Source organism: Acinetobacter sp. ANC_7682 (assembly GCF_056779795.1).
This window is the reverse complement of record NZ_JBWYIQ010000020.1, coordinates 1-14,139: the sequence shown is the minus strand read 5'-3', so window position 1 is coordinate 14,139 and position 14,139 is coordinate 1. Positions and strand designations below refer to the sequence as shown.

At 39.3% G+C, this 14,139-nt stretch carries 12 protein-coding genes and 4 tRNA genes; 12 read left to right on the top strand and 4 right to left on the bottom strand.

Annotated elements, in window-relative coordinates; translation table 11 throughout:
* Nucleotides 1-153: 153 nt before the first annotated feature.
* The 4 genes from trpA to AC1M9D_RS09150 are packed head-to-tail and all read left to right on the top strand — an operon-like array spanning nucleotide 154 to nucleotide 4,085.
* Nucleotides 154-957 (top strand): tryptophan synthase subunit alpha, encoded by an 804-nt coding sequence (gene trpA, locus AC1M9D_RS09165; RefSeq protein WP_035267926.1) that lies wholly within the window; start codon nucleotides 154-156, stop codon nucleotides 955-957.
* Nucleotides 954-1,850, top strand: a complete 897-nt coding sequence (accD, locus tag AC1M9D_RS09160; protein ID WP_035267924.1) for an acetyl-CoA carboxylase, carboxyltransferase subunit beta — start codon at nucleotides 954-956, stop codon at nucleotides 1,848-1,850. The genes trpA and accD overlap by 4 nt, the downstream gene beginning before the upstream one ends.
* Complete coding sequence (gene folC / locus AC1M9D_RS09155; protein ID WP_481598014.1) at nucleotides 1,847-3,136, top strand: bifunctional tetrahydrofolate synthase/dihydrofolate synthase; 1,290 nt, start codon at nucleotides 1,847-1,849, stop codon at nucleotides 3,134-3,136. Before accD ends, folC begins: the two co-directional genes overlap by 4 nt.
* On the top strand, nucleotides 3,123-4,085 hold the full coding sequence (locus AC1M9D_RS09150) for an SPOR domain-containing protein (RefSeq protein WP_481611995.1): 963 nt from the start codon (nucleotides 3,123-3,125) through the stop codon (nucleotides 4,083-4,085). The genes folC and AC1M9D_RS09150 overlap by 14 nt, the downstream gene beginning before the upstream one ends.
* 143 nt (nucleotides 4,086-4,228) lie before the next feature.
* Here AC1M9D_RS09150 and AC1M9D_RS09145 read toward each other — a convergent pair whose 3' ends face one another.
* Nucleotides 4,229-4,870, bottom strand: a complete 642-nt coding sequence (locus AC1M9D_RS09145; RefSeq protein WP_481611994.1) for a peroxiredoxin — start codon at nucleotides 4,868-4,870, stop codon at nucleotides 4,229-4,231.
* A 330-nt stretch (nucleotides 4,871-5,200) separates the two neighbouring features.
* On the opposite strand from AC1M9D_RS09145, the gene secA reads away from it, so the two are divergent.
* The 8 genes from secA (at nucleotide 5,201) to AC1M9D_RS09105 (ending at nucleotide 11,536) form a co-directional block, all read left to right on the top strand.
* Nucleotides 5,201-7,915 (top strand): preprotein translocase subunit SecA, encoded by a 2,715-nt coding sequence (gene secA / locus AC1M9D_RS09140; protein WP_035267914.1) that lies wholly within the window; start codon nucleotides 5,201-5,203, stop codon nucleotides 7,913-7,915.
* A gap of 134 nt (nucleotides 7,916-8,049) precedes the next feature.
* Nucleotides 8,050-8,400, top strand: a complete 351-nt coding sequence (locus tag AC1M9D_RS09135) for a hypothetical protein (RefSeq protein WP_035267951.1) — start codon at nucleotides 8,050-8,052, stop codon at nucleotides 8,398-8,400.
* A gap of 169 nt (nucleotides 8,401-8,569) precedes the next feature.
* The gene (gene argJ / locus AC1M9D_RS09130; RefSeq protein ID WP_481611993.1) at nucleotides 8,570-9,790 is read left to right on the top strand and encodes a bifunctional glutamate N-acetyltransferase/amino-acid acetyltransferase ArgJ; all 1,221 of its coding nucleotides are present in this window, start codon (nucleotides 8,570-8,572) and stop codon (nucleotides 9,788-9,790) included.
* Between the two features lie 114 nt (nucleotides 9,791-9,904).
* Entirely contained in the window at nucleotides 9,905-10,972 is a 1,068-nt protein-coding gene (gene nadA / locus AC1M9D_RS09125; protein ID WP_481612015.1) for a quinolinate synthase NadA, read from the top strand.
* Between the two features lie 156 nt (nucleotides 10,973-11,128).
* A tRNA-Pro gene (locus tag AC1M9D_RS09120) sits at nucleotides 11,129-11,205 on the top strand.
* Nucleotides 11,206-11,252: 47 nt separating this feature from the next.
* Nucleotides 11,253-11,329 (top strand) — tRNA-Arg (locus tag AC1M9D_RS09115).
* Between the two features lie 37 nt (nucleotides 11,330-11,366).
* Nucleotides 11,367-11,442 (top strand) — tRNA-His (locus tag AC1M9D_RS09110).
* Between the two features lie 17 nt (nucleotides 11,443-11,459).
* Nucleotides 11,460-11,536, top strand: a tRNA-Pro gene (locus AC1M9D_RS09105).
* A gap of 110 nt (nucleotides 11,537-11,646) precedes the next feature.
* Here AC1M9D_RS09105 and yfiB read toward each other — a convergent pair.
* From yfiB to yfiR, 3 genes are read right to left on the bottom strand one after another with little or no spacing between them, the layout of a single operon-like run.
* Nucleotides 11,647-12,126, bottom strand: coding sequence for an outer membrane lipoprotein YfiB (gene yfiB / locus AC1M9D_RS09100; protein WP_481611992.1), 480 nt, complete (start codon nucleotides 12,124-12,126; stop codon nucleotides 11,647-11,649).
* Nucleotides 12,127-12,150: 24 nt separating this feature from the next.
* A complete protein-coding gene (gene dgcN, locus AC1M9D_RS09095; protein WP_481611991.1) occupies nucleotides 12,151-13,368 on the bottom strand; it encodes a diguanylate cyclase DgcN/YfiN in 1,218 nt (405 codons plus the stop codon).
* Nucleotides 13,369-13,373: 5 nt separating this feature from the next.
* Nucleotides 13,374-13,826: a regulatory sequestration protein YfiR gene (gene yfiR / locus AC1M9D_RS09090; RefSeq protein WP_481612014.1), complete on the bottom strand. Its 453-nt coding sequence runs from the start codon at nucleotides 13,824-13,826 to the stop codon at nucleotides 13,374-13,376.
* Nucleotides 13,827-14,139: the final 313 nt, after the last annotated feature.

Here is a 14,139-nt window from a genome sequence, read left to right as displayed (position 1 = left end):
TAAATATGCACTTGGAATACTTAACTGAAAAGAGTGTTTGGTGCTTTTCATCACACTCTGTTCAATGAGTAAAAAATAGCGTTACAATGGGCCGTCTTGTATTTTACAAAACCAACTCCTCAATTCTATACAATTCAAGGAAAGTACATCCCTATGTCACGTTTAGCCACACGATTTGCACAGCTTAAATCTCAACAGCGTAAGGCTCTAGTTTCTTATGTCATGGCAGGTGACCCTCATCCACACGTAACGGTTCCTTTGTTACATCAAATGGTGGAAGCAGGTGTGGATGTAATTGAACTTGGCTTACCATTTTCAGATCCAATGGCCGATGGTCCAGTGATTGCACTTGCGGCTGAGCGTGCATTGGCAGCCGGTACAAATACATTGGATGCATTGGAAATGGTCAAGCAATTCCGTGAAAAGGACACAGATACACCAGTGGTGTTGATGGGTTATTTGAATCCTGTAGAAGTCATTGGATATGAAAAATTTGTATCAACTGCTCATGACTGTGGTGTGGACGGTATTCTGTTGGTGGACTTACCACCTGAAGAAGCACAAGCGCTCGATGTTGTCTTGAAAAAGTTTGATATGGATCAGATCTTCTTGTTGGCGCCAACATCTACAGATCAACGTATTCAACATGTCGCTAATCAAGCGAGTGGTTTTATTTACTACGTGTCTTTGAAGGGTGTAACAGGTGCAGCGACTTTAGATGTGAATGAAGCTGCTCAACGCATCGAAAAAATCAAGTCGATGACGGATGTACCTGTTGGTGTAGGTTTTGGTATTAGTGATGCAGCCTCTGCAAAAGCAATCGGAAGCGCAGCGGATGCGGTCATTGTTGGTAGTGCTTTTGTTAAACCATTTGCACAGACAACTCCTGATCAAGCAGTTGAACAGGCGGTCAATAAAGTCAAGGAGCTTCGAGCAGCGCTCGATGAGTTAGTATGAATCAAGAAGTTAAATCAGGGAAAACTTTAGCACCTGCAACACCTTGGACGGATCGTTCAGTACCAGGTATTCAAATCCCTGATCAACAGCAATCGTTAAAAGCGACGTTTACTGAGCCTACGATTGAATGTCCAGAATGTCATGCTCTGGTGACTCGTACGGCGATGTCTTTCAATGCTTATGTTTGTCCTCAATGTGATGAGCATTTAAAAATGAAAGCACGTGACCGCTTAAATTGGTTCTTTGATCAAACCGCAAAAGAATTAGGTCAAGAGTTTGTTGCAAAAGACCCACTCAAGTTTGTGGATAGCAAAGCTTATCCTGTGCGTATGAAAGAAGCACAAGAGAAAACTGGCGAAACTGAAGCACTTGTGGTGATGGAAGGACAAATCAAAGGTTTATCTTTAATCGCTTGTGCATTTGAATTTGATTTCATGGGCGGTTCGATGGGTACTGTAGTTGGTGATCGATTTGTACAAGCAGCAGAGCGTGCGATTGAAACCAAACAGCCAATGATTTGTTTTGCTGCCTCTGGTGGTGCTCGTATGCAAGAAGGAATGTTATCTTTAATGCAAATGGCACGTACATCAGCTGCGATTCAAAAAATGAAAGATGCTCGTATTCCGTACATTGTTGTATTAACTCATCCAGTATATGGTGGTGTGACCGCATCTTTAGCCATGTTAGGTGATGTGCATATCGCTGAGCCTAAAGCAATGATTGGTTTCGCTGGTAAACGTGTCATTGAACAGACTGTACGCGAAAAGTTAGAAGAACCGTTTCAACGTGCTGAATTCTTGCTTGATCATGGTGTAGTCGATCAAATTGTTCATCGTCACGCATTACGTGATACAGTTTATCGTATCGTAGCGAAATTGATGAATTTGCCTTGAACCTCACTGCTCCACTCAGTACAGATAATTTACAAACATGGCTCGATTATTGGAGCCATGTTCACGTTACAGGAATTGATTTAGGGCTTGAACGCGTCATTCCTGTGGCTGAAAAATTGGGCGTTACACATCCGCAAGCGAAAGTCATTACCGTTGCTGGTACGAATGGTAAGGGTTCAACAACCACAACCTTAGCTTCTATTCTGAATGCTCAAGGATATCAAGTCGGTCTGTATCAATCTCCGCATATCTATCGTTTCAATGAGCGTGTAAAACTCGCAGGTCAGGAAGTTTCAGATGAGCTTCTGATCGAAGCATTCGTTCAAGTTGATCAAGCACGACGTGAATGTGATTTAAGTTTATCTTTCTTTGAAGCAACAACCCTTGCAGCTTTTGTCATCTTCAAACAACAGAAATGTGATGTTTGGGTATTGGAAGTTGGACTTGGGGGACGTTTGGATGTTGTGAATGTCGTTAATCCAAATGTTGCGGTCATTACCAATATTGGATTGGATCACACAGATTGGCTGGGTGACACCATTGAAAAAATTGCTTTTGAGAAAGCGGGTATTATTCGTCCAGATATTCCAGTCATTTTTGGTGGGCAACAAATACTTCCAACATCAATTCAGGATAAAGTCATTGCATGTAATGCGACGCTGTCATGTCTAAATCAGGATTATTTTTATCAAGCAAATGGTGATGGTAAAACTTGGACATTTTCAAGTTCAGCACTGACCTTAAAATTACCATGTGGTCAGTTGGCCCTAGATAATGTTTCTACTGCCGTGGCTGCATTATTGGTCAGTGGATTGAAAATTTCTCAAACTGCACTAGAGCAGGGCATTATTCAAGCACATTTACCAGGTCGATTTGAAATAAGGGAAATCGCAGGAAAAACAGTGATTTTCGATGCGGGACATAATCCGCATGGTGTAGAATTTTTGTTAAAGCAATTGCGAAATTATTTAGAATACAATAAACAGTACACAGAAGTGATCGCTGTGTTTTCGATGTTAGCGGATAAAGATATAGATTCAGTCGTTAATTTATTGAAAAACACGGTATTTATGTGGAAAATTGCGCCGATGGATGTGCCTCGTGCAGCACCATTAAAACAATTAGAGTCAGCGCTTCAAGGTGAGACAGTACAACAGTATTCAAATGTACAGGTCGCATTTAAATCAGCACTTGAAGAAACAAAAAATAATCAGCTGATTTTGGTGTGTGGTTCGTTTCATACCTTAGAAGCGGTCTGGGAGTATTTAGAGAATGTCAATGAATAACAAACAACGCTGGATGGGTGGTGTTGTTTTATTGGGTGGTGGTGTTTTATTGGCAGCATTACTTCTAAAAGGCAAAGAAGAGATCCACCAAAATAATGTTGAACAACCGGTTGAAGCTGTTCAACAAAAAAATAATGAACCTGAAGCAGTACAACTTCAACCTCTCACAGTTGATGTGGAAACTGAAAAGCATTTACTTGAAGAGCAACGACGTGCTCGTGAGAAAGCTGTGGCAGAGCAAGAGGCTCGTGCTGCTGAATATTTAAGAATGCAACAAGAGGCCGAAGCTGAAGCCGCACGTCGCGCTGCTGAAGAATATGCTGCAATGAATGCTCGTCGAAACGCTGCTCAGCAAAGTTCAGACAATATTCCTCCTGAATTGGTTGAGGATGAAGCTGAAAAGAAAAAGCGTTTGGCTGAAGAAAAACGCATAGCTGAACAGAAGCGTTTAGCTGAGCAAAAAGAACAACAGGCGAAATCCTCAGAAGAACAAAAGCGTAAAGCCGAAGCAGAAAAACGTGCAGCTGAAAAGAAAGCAACAGAGCAAAAAGCTGCTGAGGAAAAACGTAAAGCAGAAGAAGCGAAGAAGAAAGTTGAAGCTGATAAAAAAGCTGCAGAAGAGAAAAAACGCAAAGCTGCTGAAGAAGCGAAGAAAAAAGCTGAGGCAGAAAAAGCTCGTGATCTGCTGGAAAATGGAGATCGTCAATGGATGGTTCAAGTGGCATTGGCTGCGAATGAGGCGAATGCAGATGCGCTTGCGGCTAAGCTTCGTGCCAAAGGATATAAGGTAACGAAGAGTCCAACGTCGAAAGGTATTCGAATTATGGTTGGTCCATCTAAAGATCGTGATTCGGCAGATGTGTTACGTAAGAAAATTAACAGTGATGCAAGTTTAAATATGAAATCAGCATGGGTGATTGATTGGGTACCACTGGATAAGCGTCAATAGTTTCTTGCTTTGTTTTAGAAAAAAGGATTCAAACTATAATTTGAATCCTTTTTAAATCAATACGTTAAAGATTATAAGTCATAATCAAAAAAAAAGCCTATCTGAGGATAGGCTGAACGCTGAAACTTGATGGCTCGTCAAAATTAATCAAGATCAGGTTGAGGTGTTAAACGTAGATAAGGTGTCACTGCCTTGTACCCTTTAGGGAAGCGTTGTTGAATTTCATTTTCGTCTTTAATAGAGGGAACAATCACAACATCTTCACCATGCTGCCAGTTTGCAGGGGTTGCCACTTTATAGTTATCTGTTAACTGTAATGAATCTATAACACGTAAAATTTCATGGAAATTGCGACCAGTTGACGCTGGATACGTAATAATCAAGCGTACTTTTTTATTTGGATCAATGATCACAAGAGATCGGACGGTTAGGGTCTCGCTGGCATTGGGATGGGTGAAATCATATAAAGTCGAAACTTTACGATCCTGATCAGCAATGATTGGGAAATTTACCGTGGTAGACTGAGTTTCATTGATATCTTTAATCCAACCATGATGTGATTCAACATCATCTACAGAGAGAGCAATCGCTTTAACATTACGTTTTTCAAACTCGTTTTTTAGCTTTGCTGTAAAACCTAATTCCGTCGTACATACGGGAGTGTAGTCGGCAGGGTGTGAAAATAAAACTCCCCAATGATCTCCTAGAAAATCATAAAAATTAATTACTCCTTCACTTGATTGCTGTTCAAAGTCTGGAGCGGTGTCACCTAAACGTAATGCCATATAAACCTCTATTTTTATCAAAACCTTAATGTGCTGAAATTAATATGGCGGAAACTCTTTATAATTAAAAATAGTGTTTTTTTATTTAGTTATGAAAAAAACAGATTTATTTGAATGTCTGAAGGCAAATAAACGTTCATAAATTTGAATTTGAACGATATATATTTCTGATCAAATTTGCTACATTAACTCGCCGTTGCTCATGCGTCATGGAAAATAATCCAGAAATTTTTTGATTGCATTTGTTTAAAACCCTTGTACTTCAAATTTCTAGCACCATAATAACGTTTGAGAAAAATCATTTTGATAAGTAAGTTTTAGAGAGTCTATATGTTGGCAAGTCTGATCGGAGGAATCTTCGGTACTAAAAACGAGCGCGAATTGAAGCGTATGCGTAAAATTGTCGAGAAGATCAATGCGCTCGAGCCGACGATATCTGTGTTAAGTGATGCAGACTTATCTGCAAAAACTGAAGAATTCAAACAACGTTATAAAAACGGCGAAAGTCTTGATCGCTTGTTACCAGAAGCTTTCGCAGTATGTCGTGAAGCTGGTAAGCGTATTATGGGTATGCGTCATTATGACGTACAGTTGATTGGTGGTATTACCCTACATGAAGGTAAAATTGCAGAAATGCGTACAGGTGAAGGTAAAACCCTAATGGGTACTTTGGCTGTATATTTAAATGCAATTAGTGAACAAGGTGTTCACGTTATTACTGTCAATGATTATCTGGCGCAACGTGATGCTGAGTTAAACCGTCCACTTTATGAATTTTTGGGATTATCTGTTGGGGTGATCTACTCCATGCAGAATCCTGTCGAAAAAGCAGAAGCTTATCGAGCAGACATTACCTACGGTACAAACAACGAATTTGGTTTCGACTATCTTCGTGACAATATGGTGTTCTCGTTAGCCGAGAAAAAACAACGTGGTCTTGCCTATGCGATTATCGATGAGGTTGACTCAATCTTAATTGACGAAGCACGTACTCCACTTATTATTTCGGGTCAAAGCGAAGATTCCTCACAACTTTACGCGGCAATGAATGCGATTCCGCCAAAGTTACATGCTCAAAAAGAAGAAAAAGTTGCAGATGGTGGGCACTTCTGGATCGATGAAAAGCAACGTTCAGTCGAAATCACAGAAGCTGGTTTTGAAGCCATTGAAAGTGAACTTATTGCGATGGGATTATTGGCAGAAGGTGAGAGTCTATATTCTGCAGCCAACTTAAATCTTGTTCATCATGTGACAGCTTCTATTCGCGCACATTACTTGTATCAACGTAACGTGCATTATATTGTCCATGACGGTGAAGTGATTATTGTCGATGAAAATACAGGTCGTACGATGCCTGGTCGTCGTTGGTCTGAAGGTTTACATCAAGCGGTAGAAGCGAAAGAAGGTTTAGAGATTCAACCTGAAAACCAAACGCTTGCAACGACCACATTCCAAAACTATTTCCGTTTATACCGTAAACTTTCAGGTATGACAGGTACAGCAGATACTGAAGCTGCTGAAATGAAAGAAATTTATGGCTTAGATGTGGTGTTGATTCCAACCCATCGTCCAATGATTCGTAAAGATCTGAATGACTTAATTTATTTGAATCGTAATGGTAAATACAATGCGATTATTGAAGAAATTAAGAAAATTCATGAAGCTGGTGTTGCACCGATTTTGATTGGTACGGCAACAATTGAAGCTTCTGAAATCTTATCGGATAAACTGAAAGAAGCGGGTATCGCACACGAAGTACTAAATGCCAAACAGCATGAGCGTGAAGCGGATATTATTGCGCAAGCAGGCTCTCCACGTGCGGTGACCATCGCGACCAACATGGCAGGGCGTGGTACGGATATCTTGCTCGGTGGTAACTGGAAAGCGAAACTGGCAAAAATTGAAAATCCAACTCCTGAAGATGAAGCACGTTTAAAAGCAGAATGGGAACAAAATAACCAACTGGTGCTGAATTCTGGTGGTTTACACATCATTGGTTCTGAACGTCATGAATCTCGTCGTATTGATAACCAATTACGTGGTCGTTCAGGTCGTCAAGGTGATCCAGGTGTTTCGCGTTTCTTCTTATCGTTAGAAGATGATTTGATGCGTATCTTTGCGGGTGATCGTGTCGTCGCAATGATGCGTGCAATGGGTCTGCAAGAAAATGAAGCCATTGAACATAAAATGGTATCTCGTTCGATTGAAAACGCGCAACGTAAAGTTGAAGCGCGTAACTTCGATATTCGTAAGAACCTGTTGAAGTATGATGATGTAAATAACGAACAACGTAAAATTATTTACTCACAGCGTGATGAAATTCTGGCAGAAAGTACTTTGCAAGAATACATCGAGTCAATGCATGAAGAAGTGATGAAAGGGGTGATTGAAACGTATATCCCACCTGAATCTATTCATGATCAGTGGGATGTCCCAGGTCTTGAATCTGCATTACGCTCAGACTTTAATATTGATCTTCCTGTACAACAATGGTTGGACCAAGATCGTCGATTAGATGAAGAAGCATTAGCACGTCGTATCACTGATGAGGTTTTACAACGTTATCGTGCACGTCGTGAACAAATGGGTGCTGAATCTGCAGCAGTGTTAGAACGAAACTTTATGTTAAGTTCTTTAGATCGCCACTGGAAAGATCATTTAGCAGCGATGGATTATTTACGTCAAGGTATTCATTTACGCGGTTATGCGCAAAAGAATCCTGAGCAGGAATATAAGAAAGAAGCATTCAATCTGTTTGTAAATATGTTAGCTGTCATTAAGTCTGATGTTGTGACAGATCTTTCATTAGTACGTTTACCAACGCCTGAAGAGCTGGCAGAAATGGAAGCACAGCAGCAAGCTCAAGCTGAAGCGATGCAACTTTCACTTTCTCATGCTGAAGTTGATGGTTTAACAGGTGAGCAAACAGTTAATACTCAAGAATTGGATCAGAATGAAGTTGAGATTACGCCACCTCAAAGCCGTAATGCACCTTGTCCATGTGGTTCTGGTTTAAAATACAAGCAGTGTCACGGTAAAATCTAAATTTCATGAAGCAGAACTTAGGTTCTGCTTTTTTTATTTTATTATAGTGCTTGGTCAGTTCATGTGAATAAGCATTGCCAATTTTCTCAGTTAATGCTATTTAATTTTGCATGATTGAATATATGGAAGCGACAATGAAAAAAATACTAAAACCGGCTCTATTTGCAGTTTTTGCTTTACCAGCTTTTGCATTTGCCAATGCTGATACGAAAACTGTACCTCTAGCGAAAGTTCAAGCAGCTGCGGGTGTTACTCAAGCACAAACTGAAGTTAAAAATGACTCCACAACGGTGATAAGTCCACGCACTGGTATTCGTTACACACTTGGTAATACAGCTGGTCGACCAATTATTCTTCAAACAGCTGCAATTGCACCAGCAACTCCAGCTACAGCAAATCGTATTGTTGCATCAAATCCAGCTCTTTCAAGTTCAAGTCAAGAAAAAGCAAAACAAGCTTTATTAGAACAAACTGTCTCTAATTAATTTTAGAATTTCGTACACAAGCCAGTCTTTGACTGGCTTTATTGTTTTTAGGGATCGATATTTATTTCAAATCATTCATTTCAATCAACCCTAATGCCTTATTCACTCGATTTTTTTTCTAATTTCTAATAAGCTTAGCCATCATTTTTTTTAATTCGGACAATCAAAAATGGCGGTGGGTGACGTATCAATGCCACAAATGCATGTGGTAAAGGGTGTGAAAATTGGCTCAGCAGAAGCGTATGTACGTTACCCAAATCGACGTGACTTGGTTGTATTTGAATTCGCACAAGGCACTCAAGTTGCAGGTGTATTTACCCAAAATGCTTTTTGCGCAGCGCCAGTACATATTTCAAAACTACATTTGTCTCAAATGAATCCACGTTACCTTGTAATTAATACAGGCAATGCGAATGCAGGTACTGGTCCTACAGGTATGAAAAATGCAAAGGACACTTGTGCTGAATTTGCCAAAATTGCTGGTGTAAATGAGAACGAGGTTTTGCCATTCTCAACAGGCGTAATTGGTGAACAATTACCCATGGAGCGTTTGATTGCTGGGCTAAAACCAGCATTTGAGAGTCTTGAAGATGATGTATGGCCTCAGGCAGCATCAGGTATTATGACGACCGATACTTTGCCTAAGGGCGCTTCTGAACAATTTGAAATTGACGGGGTTGTTTATACAATGACGGGTATTTCAAAAGGTGCAGGAATGATCCGTCCTAATATGGCAACAATGTTGTCCTTCGTAGCGACAGATGCGCCTATTGCTCGTGAATTGGTTCAAAAACTACTAAAAACCACGGTTGAACAATCATTTAATCGCATCACAATTGATGGTGATACATCTACTAATGACTCTTGTATTTTTGCAGCAACTGGTCAAGCAGGTGGTGCTGAAATTACATCTAAAAAAGATGCTCGTTACTCTGTTGTTTTAGATGTACTTACACGTGTCATGAAGCGCTTGGCTCAGTTGATCGTTCGAGATGGTGAAGGTGCAACCAAATTTATAACTGTTTCAGTTGAAGGTGGTGCAAATACGCAAGAGTGTTGTGATATCGCTTACAGTATTGCACATTCACCTTTGGTAAAAACAGCGTTCTTTGCTTCTGACCCTAACTGGGGGCGTATCTTGGCTGCAATTGGTTATGCTGGTGTCCCAGATTTAAATGTCGACAAAATTCAAGTATGGTTAGATGATGTCCAGATCTGTAAAGATGGTGGTGCAGCGGCAGATTACACAGAAGAGGCTGGTGCTAAAGTAATGAATCAATCAGAAATTACAATTCGCGTTGATTTGGGCCGTGGTTCTGCCAAAGATACGGTTTACACCTGTGATTTGTCATATGATTATGTCAAGATCAACGCAGATTATCGTTCTTAAATAAATTAAGCCTCCCTGTTGAGGCTTTTTATTTATCAAATTTTAATGATTGGTCAAATCCAATCGGTGTGTAATTGCTTATATTGATAAGCGCTATGGATAGAGATGCAAATAATGAATGATGCAACCAATTTAATTGCAAATGATGCGAAAGCAATTGTTCAAGCTCATTTAGACCTGATTGGTGAATCTAACAATCAAGATTTAACACCAGAGTTAAAGCAGCAAAAATTTGCTGAGATCCAAGCCGAATTGGAAAAGCGTAATGCGGTATTGGTTGCTCATTATTATTGTGATCCAGTCGTACAGGAGCTTGCGGAGCTGACTGGTGGTTGTGTTTCAGATTCACTTGAAATGGCACGTTTTGGGCGTGACCATGATGCGACAACACTCGTTGTGGCTGGTGTGAAGTTTATGGGTGAAACCTCTAAAATTTTATCACCTAACAAAACCATTTTAATGCCTACTTTAGAGGCAACTTGTTCACTCGATCTAGGGTGTCCTGTAGATGAGTTTACCAAGTTCTGTGATGCTCATCCTGATCATACTGTTGTGGTTTATGCAAATACCTCAGCTGCGGTAAAAGCACGTGCAGATTGGGTGGTGACATCAAGTTGTGCTGTCGAAATTATTGAGCATTTAGGTAGTTTAGGTGAAAAAATTATTTGGGCACCTGATCAGCATTTAGGACGTTACATTCAAAAGAAAACTGGAGCGGATATGTTGCTCTGGGATGGTTCTTGTATCGTACATGAAGAATTTAGAGCACGTGGCATCGCTCAGATGAAGGCCATCTATCCTGATGCTGCAGTTTTAGTCCATCCTGAATCTCCAGAATCAGTTATTGATGTTGCTGATGCAGTAGGAAGTACTTCGCAATTGATTAAGGCTGCAAAAGAACTACCGCATGAAACAATGATTGTTGCGACCGATCGCGGTATTTTTTATAAGATGCAGCAAATGGTGCCGAATAAAACTTTGATTGAGGCTCCTACGGCAGGTGAGGGAGCGACTTGTCGTTCTTGTGCACACTGTCCATGGATGGCAATGAATGAATTGGATGGCATTTTGCATGTTTTACGACATGGTGATCAAGAAGTGCATGTTGATCCCGCTTTAGCAGAGCGCGCTAAATTACCATTAGATCGAATGTTAAACTTTAGTGCGTCATTAAAGCGTTAATATTAGTCAAAATGCTTGATAAATATACATTTGAAGTGTTTTTTTGATTTTTTTTGAAGATAGGTGTTGACGTTATCCAGCGTCACGCCTAGAATGCACACCGTACCGAACGATACATCAAACGATAAGTTGAGCGGTACAAAAGCTGAGATGAATCGGAGTATAGCACAGCCTGGTAGTGCACCTGGTTTGGGACCAGGGGGTCGTAGGTTCGAATCCTACTGCTCCGACCAATTCTTCAAGGCAAAGGTTTTCCAATGATCTCGCAATCATGGGTAATGCGCCTGTAGCTCAGTTGGATAGAGCATCCGCCTTCTAAGCGGATGGTCACAGGTTCGAATCCTGTCAGGCGCGCCATTGGTCGCTTGATTTTATAGAACCAAATTTTGTGATGGTGGATGTAGCTCAGTTGGTAGAGCCCCGGATTGTGATTCCGGTTGTCGCGGGTTCGAATCCCGTCATTCACCCCAACACAAACCGATGTAATCGGAGTATAGCACAGCCTGGTAGTGCACCTGGTTTGGGACCAGGGGGTCGTAGGTTCGAATCCTACTGCTCCGACCATTTATTTCATTATAAATGGTCAGATAAAATATACCGCGTTAAGCGGTTTTTTTATGTCTGATTTTTGCTGTTAAAAAAAGATCCTATCAGGATCTTTTTTTGTTGAATGTTTAAGGCACGATAATAACAGCAACGCGTCTATTTTCTGCATGGGCAGCGTCAGTATTTGCAGTATTAATAGGTTGGGTTGAACCGCGACCAATGGTTTGGATATAAGCAGGGTTAAAACCCTCTTCGATAAAAATAGTGCTTACGCTTCGGGCACGGCTTTCAGAAAGTTTAAAATTATAATCTGGATTGCCAATAAGATCGGTATGACCGACGATACGGACTTTCTTTAAATTGTATTTTTGTAGTTGTGCTGCGAGATGTTGAATCTGTTCACGATTTTTTTGAGAGATTTCAGCCTGATCGAAATCGAAAAGAAGTCGTTCGGGTAGTCCTAAACTCCAACCTTCCTCTGTGAGAACAAAACCTTGTTGTTTTAACATTTTTACCTGTTTATAGCTTAAAGATCCCATACCCAAGCATGCACTTAATCCTATACAAAGAATGCTCATGATAAAAAGTTTGAAACTACGGTTGAGCATAGGTATTAATCCTCAGTAAAAATTCTATTGTTGAAATATGTGCCAATGATGTTTTAGATTCTTCGCTTTGTACATCGCTTGGTCTGCTTGAGAAATTAAGTCCTCTGGGTTATGAGCTTCTTTAGCCAAAGCAATACCAAGACTAAAACTAAAATGAATTGATTGTCCGTTATATTTTAATGGCTCATCAGAACATTCTATAAGATTTTCGGCGATCGAAATTAAGTGATCAACCTGACTGACTGGACTTAAGATAATTGCAAATTCATCACCACTTAATCTTGCGACAAAATCATTTTGACGAGTGTTTTGTTTTAATCGGTTTGCCATCTCTTTCAACACTTCATCCCCCACTAAATGACCATATTGATCGTTAATAGACTTAAATTTATTGTTATCTATAAAAATCAAAACAGTATTTTCACGTTTATCGGGCTGATCGAAAAGGTTACACAAAACTTTATAAAAGTAATGTCGGTTTGGTAATTGTGTTAATTCATCATGTTGTACTTGATAATTCAGCTGCGTATTTTCAGACTGTAATTGGTTGTGCCAAGATTGAATTTCTTCTAACAGTTGATTAAATACTGAGTTTAGATGATGAAATTCTTGAATATCATTTTTTGGAAAGCGGAGATTATATGCTTTTTGTTGACTCACTAATTGTGCTGTATGAATAATCGGTGATATAGAATTCATAATATGACGATAGGTTGCATTGACCGACCACCATAGGGCGAAAATCATAAAAAGCATACCTAAGATCAAGGCTAAGCAAATCTTGATAATGAATAAAATGATATCTTGAGAACTGCCGAATAGATGAAGCTCACCGACTAATTGTCCATTGTGAGTAACTTCAATTTGAATCGGCTTAGAAAAAAATAATCCATCAAACCAAGTTTGAAGTTCTGAATGGCGATCTATCAGTTTGCTGCTTTCAGTGATTTTAACTTTATTACTATCCAATACTTGGATAAGGCGAATTGAATGTTGTTGTGTGTACTCGTGTAAAATATTGTCTAAAGTGTATTTATCTTGGAAAACAAGAGCAGGTTGAATGCGTTCCGCAATTGTGCGACTCACTAAGGTTAAGTTTTGATTGGCGTATGATTTCACCGTAAAAATTGAAATCGTTGCAAAAATTAAAGTGCAGATCAAAAAAGTAATCGCAAAAATTAAAAATTGTGATCTTCTAAATAGTGATTGGAGTGAAGTTAATCCAAAAAATTTATCAATCATCTGAATTACTCCATATTCTGTGCAAGAAGTAATACACGAGGATCAACGTGGATTTTGGTTTTTGCAAGACTGTCTAAATTGACTTTAAATTTCGTAATACCTGCTTTATTGCTATAGAGACAGAAAACACTTCCAACCTCGCAATCTTCATTATTTGTTGAAAATGAGAGAATTGACTTATTTAGTGATTCTCGGATGAGTTTTTGTTCGACTGTTGGAGAAGATTTAGAGAAAAATATAACATCACAATTGGTCTTGTTTAATTCATAATCATGAATATTTTGTGCTTTGATATTTGAATTTTGCTTTTGAATAGTTTGATTAAACTCTGCTAATGCCACAGTGTTATCAATTAGACATAAATCTGGTTGTGGAGATGAAATTTTGGCATAGCTCAAAATAGATAGAGTCATTTGATAAATGTTCTGGTTGGAATTGGCATGGCTAAAGCTGCACATCAAAAGCAGTAGGGAGATCAATACGGCTTTTTTGATTTTAAATATAGCCATTTAGTAACATAGTTCTAGTCAGTTAAATAATAGTGACTATTCTAATCTAATTTTAATAAAGTTAAAGTGTTCGATTTTTTATCAATATCATACTGAATGATGTGAATTTGATTATTAAATATCCACTCAATACACATAATTTAAAAAAAATCTAAAATATTTAAAAAAGTAGTTGCATTGGATATGAAATACTGTAGAATGCACATCCATCGGCGGTGATGTTGATTAAAACTTGTTGAAAAACAAGGATTTAGCTGAATAG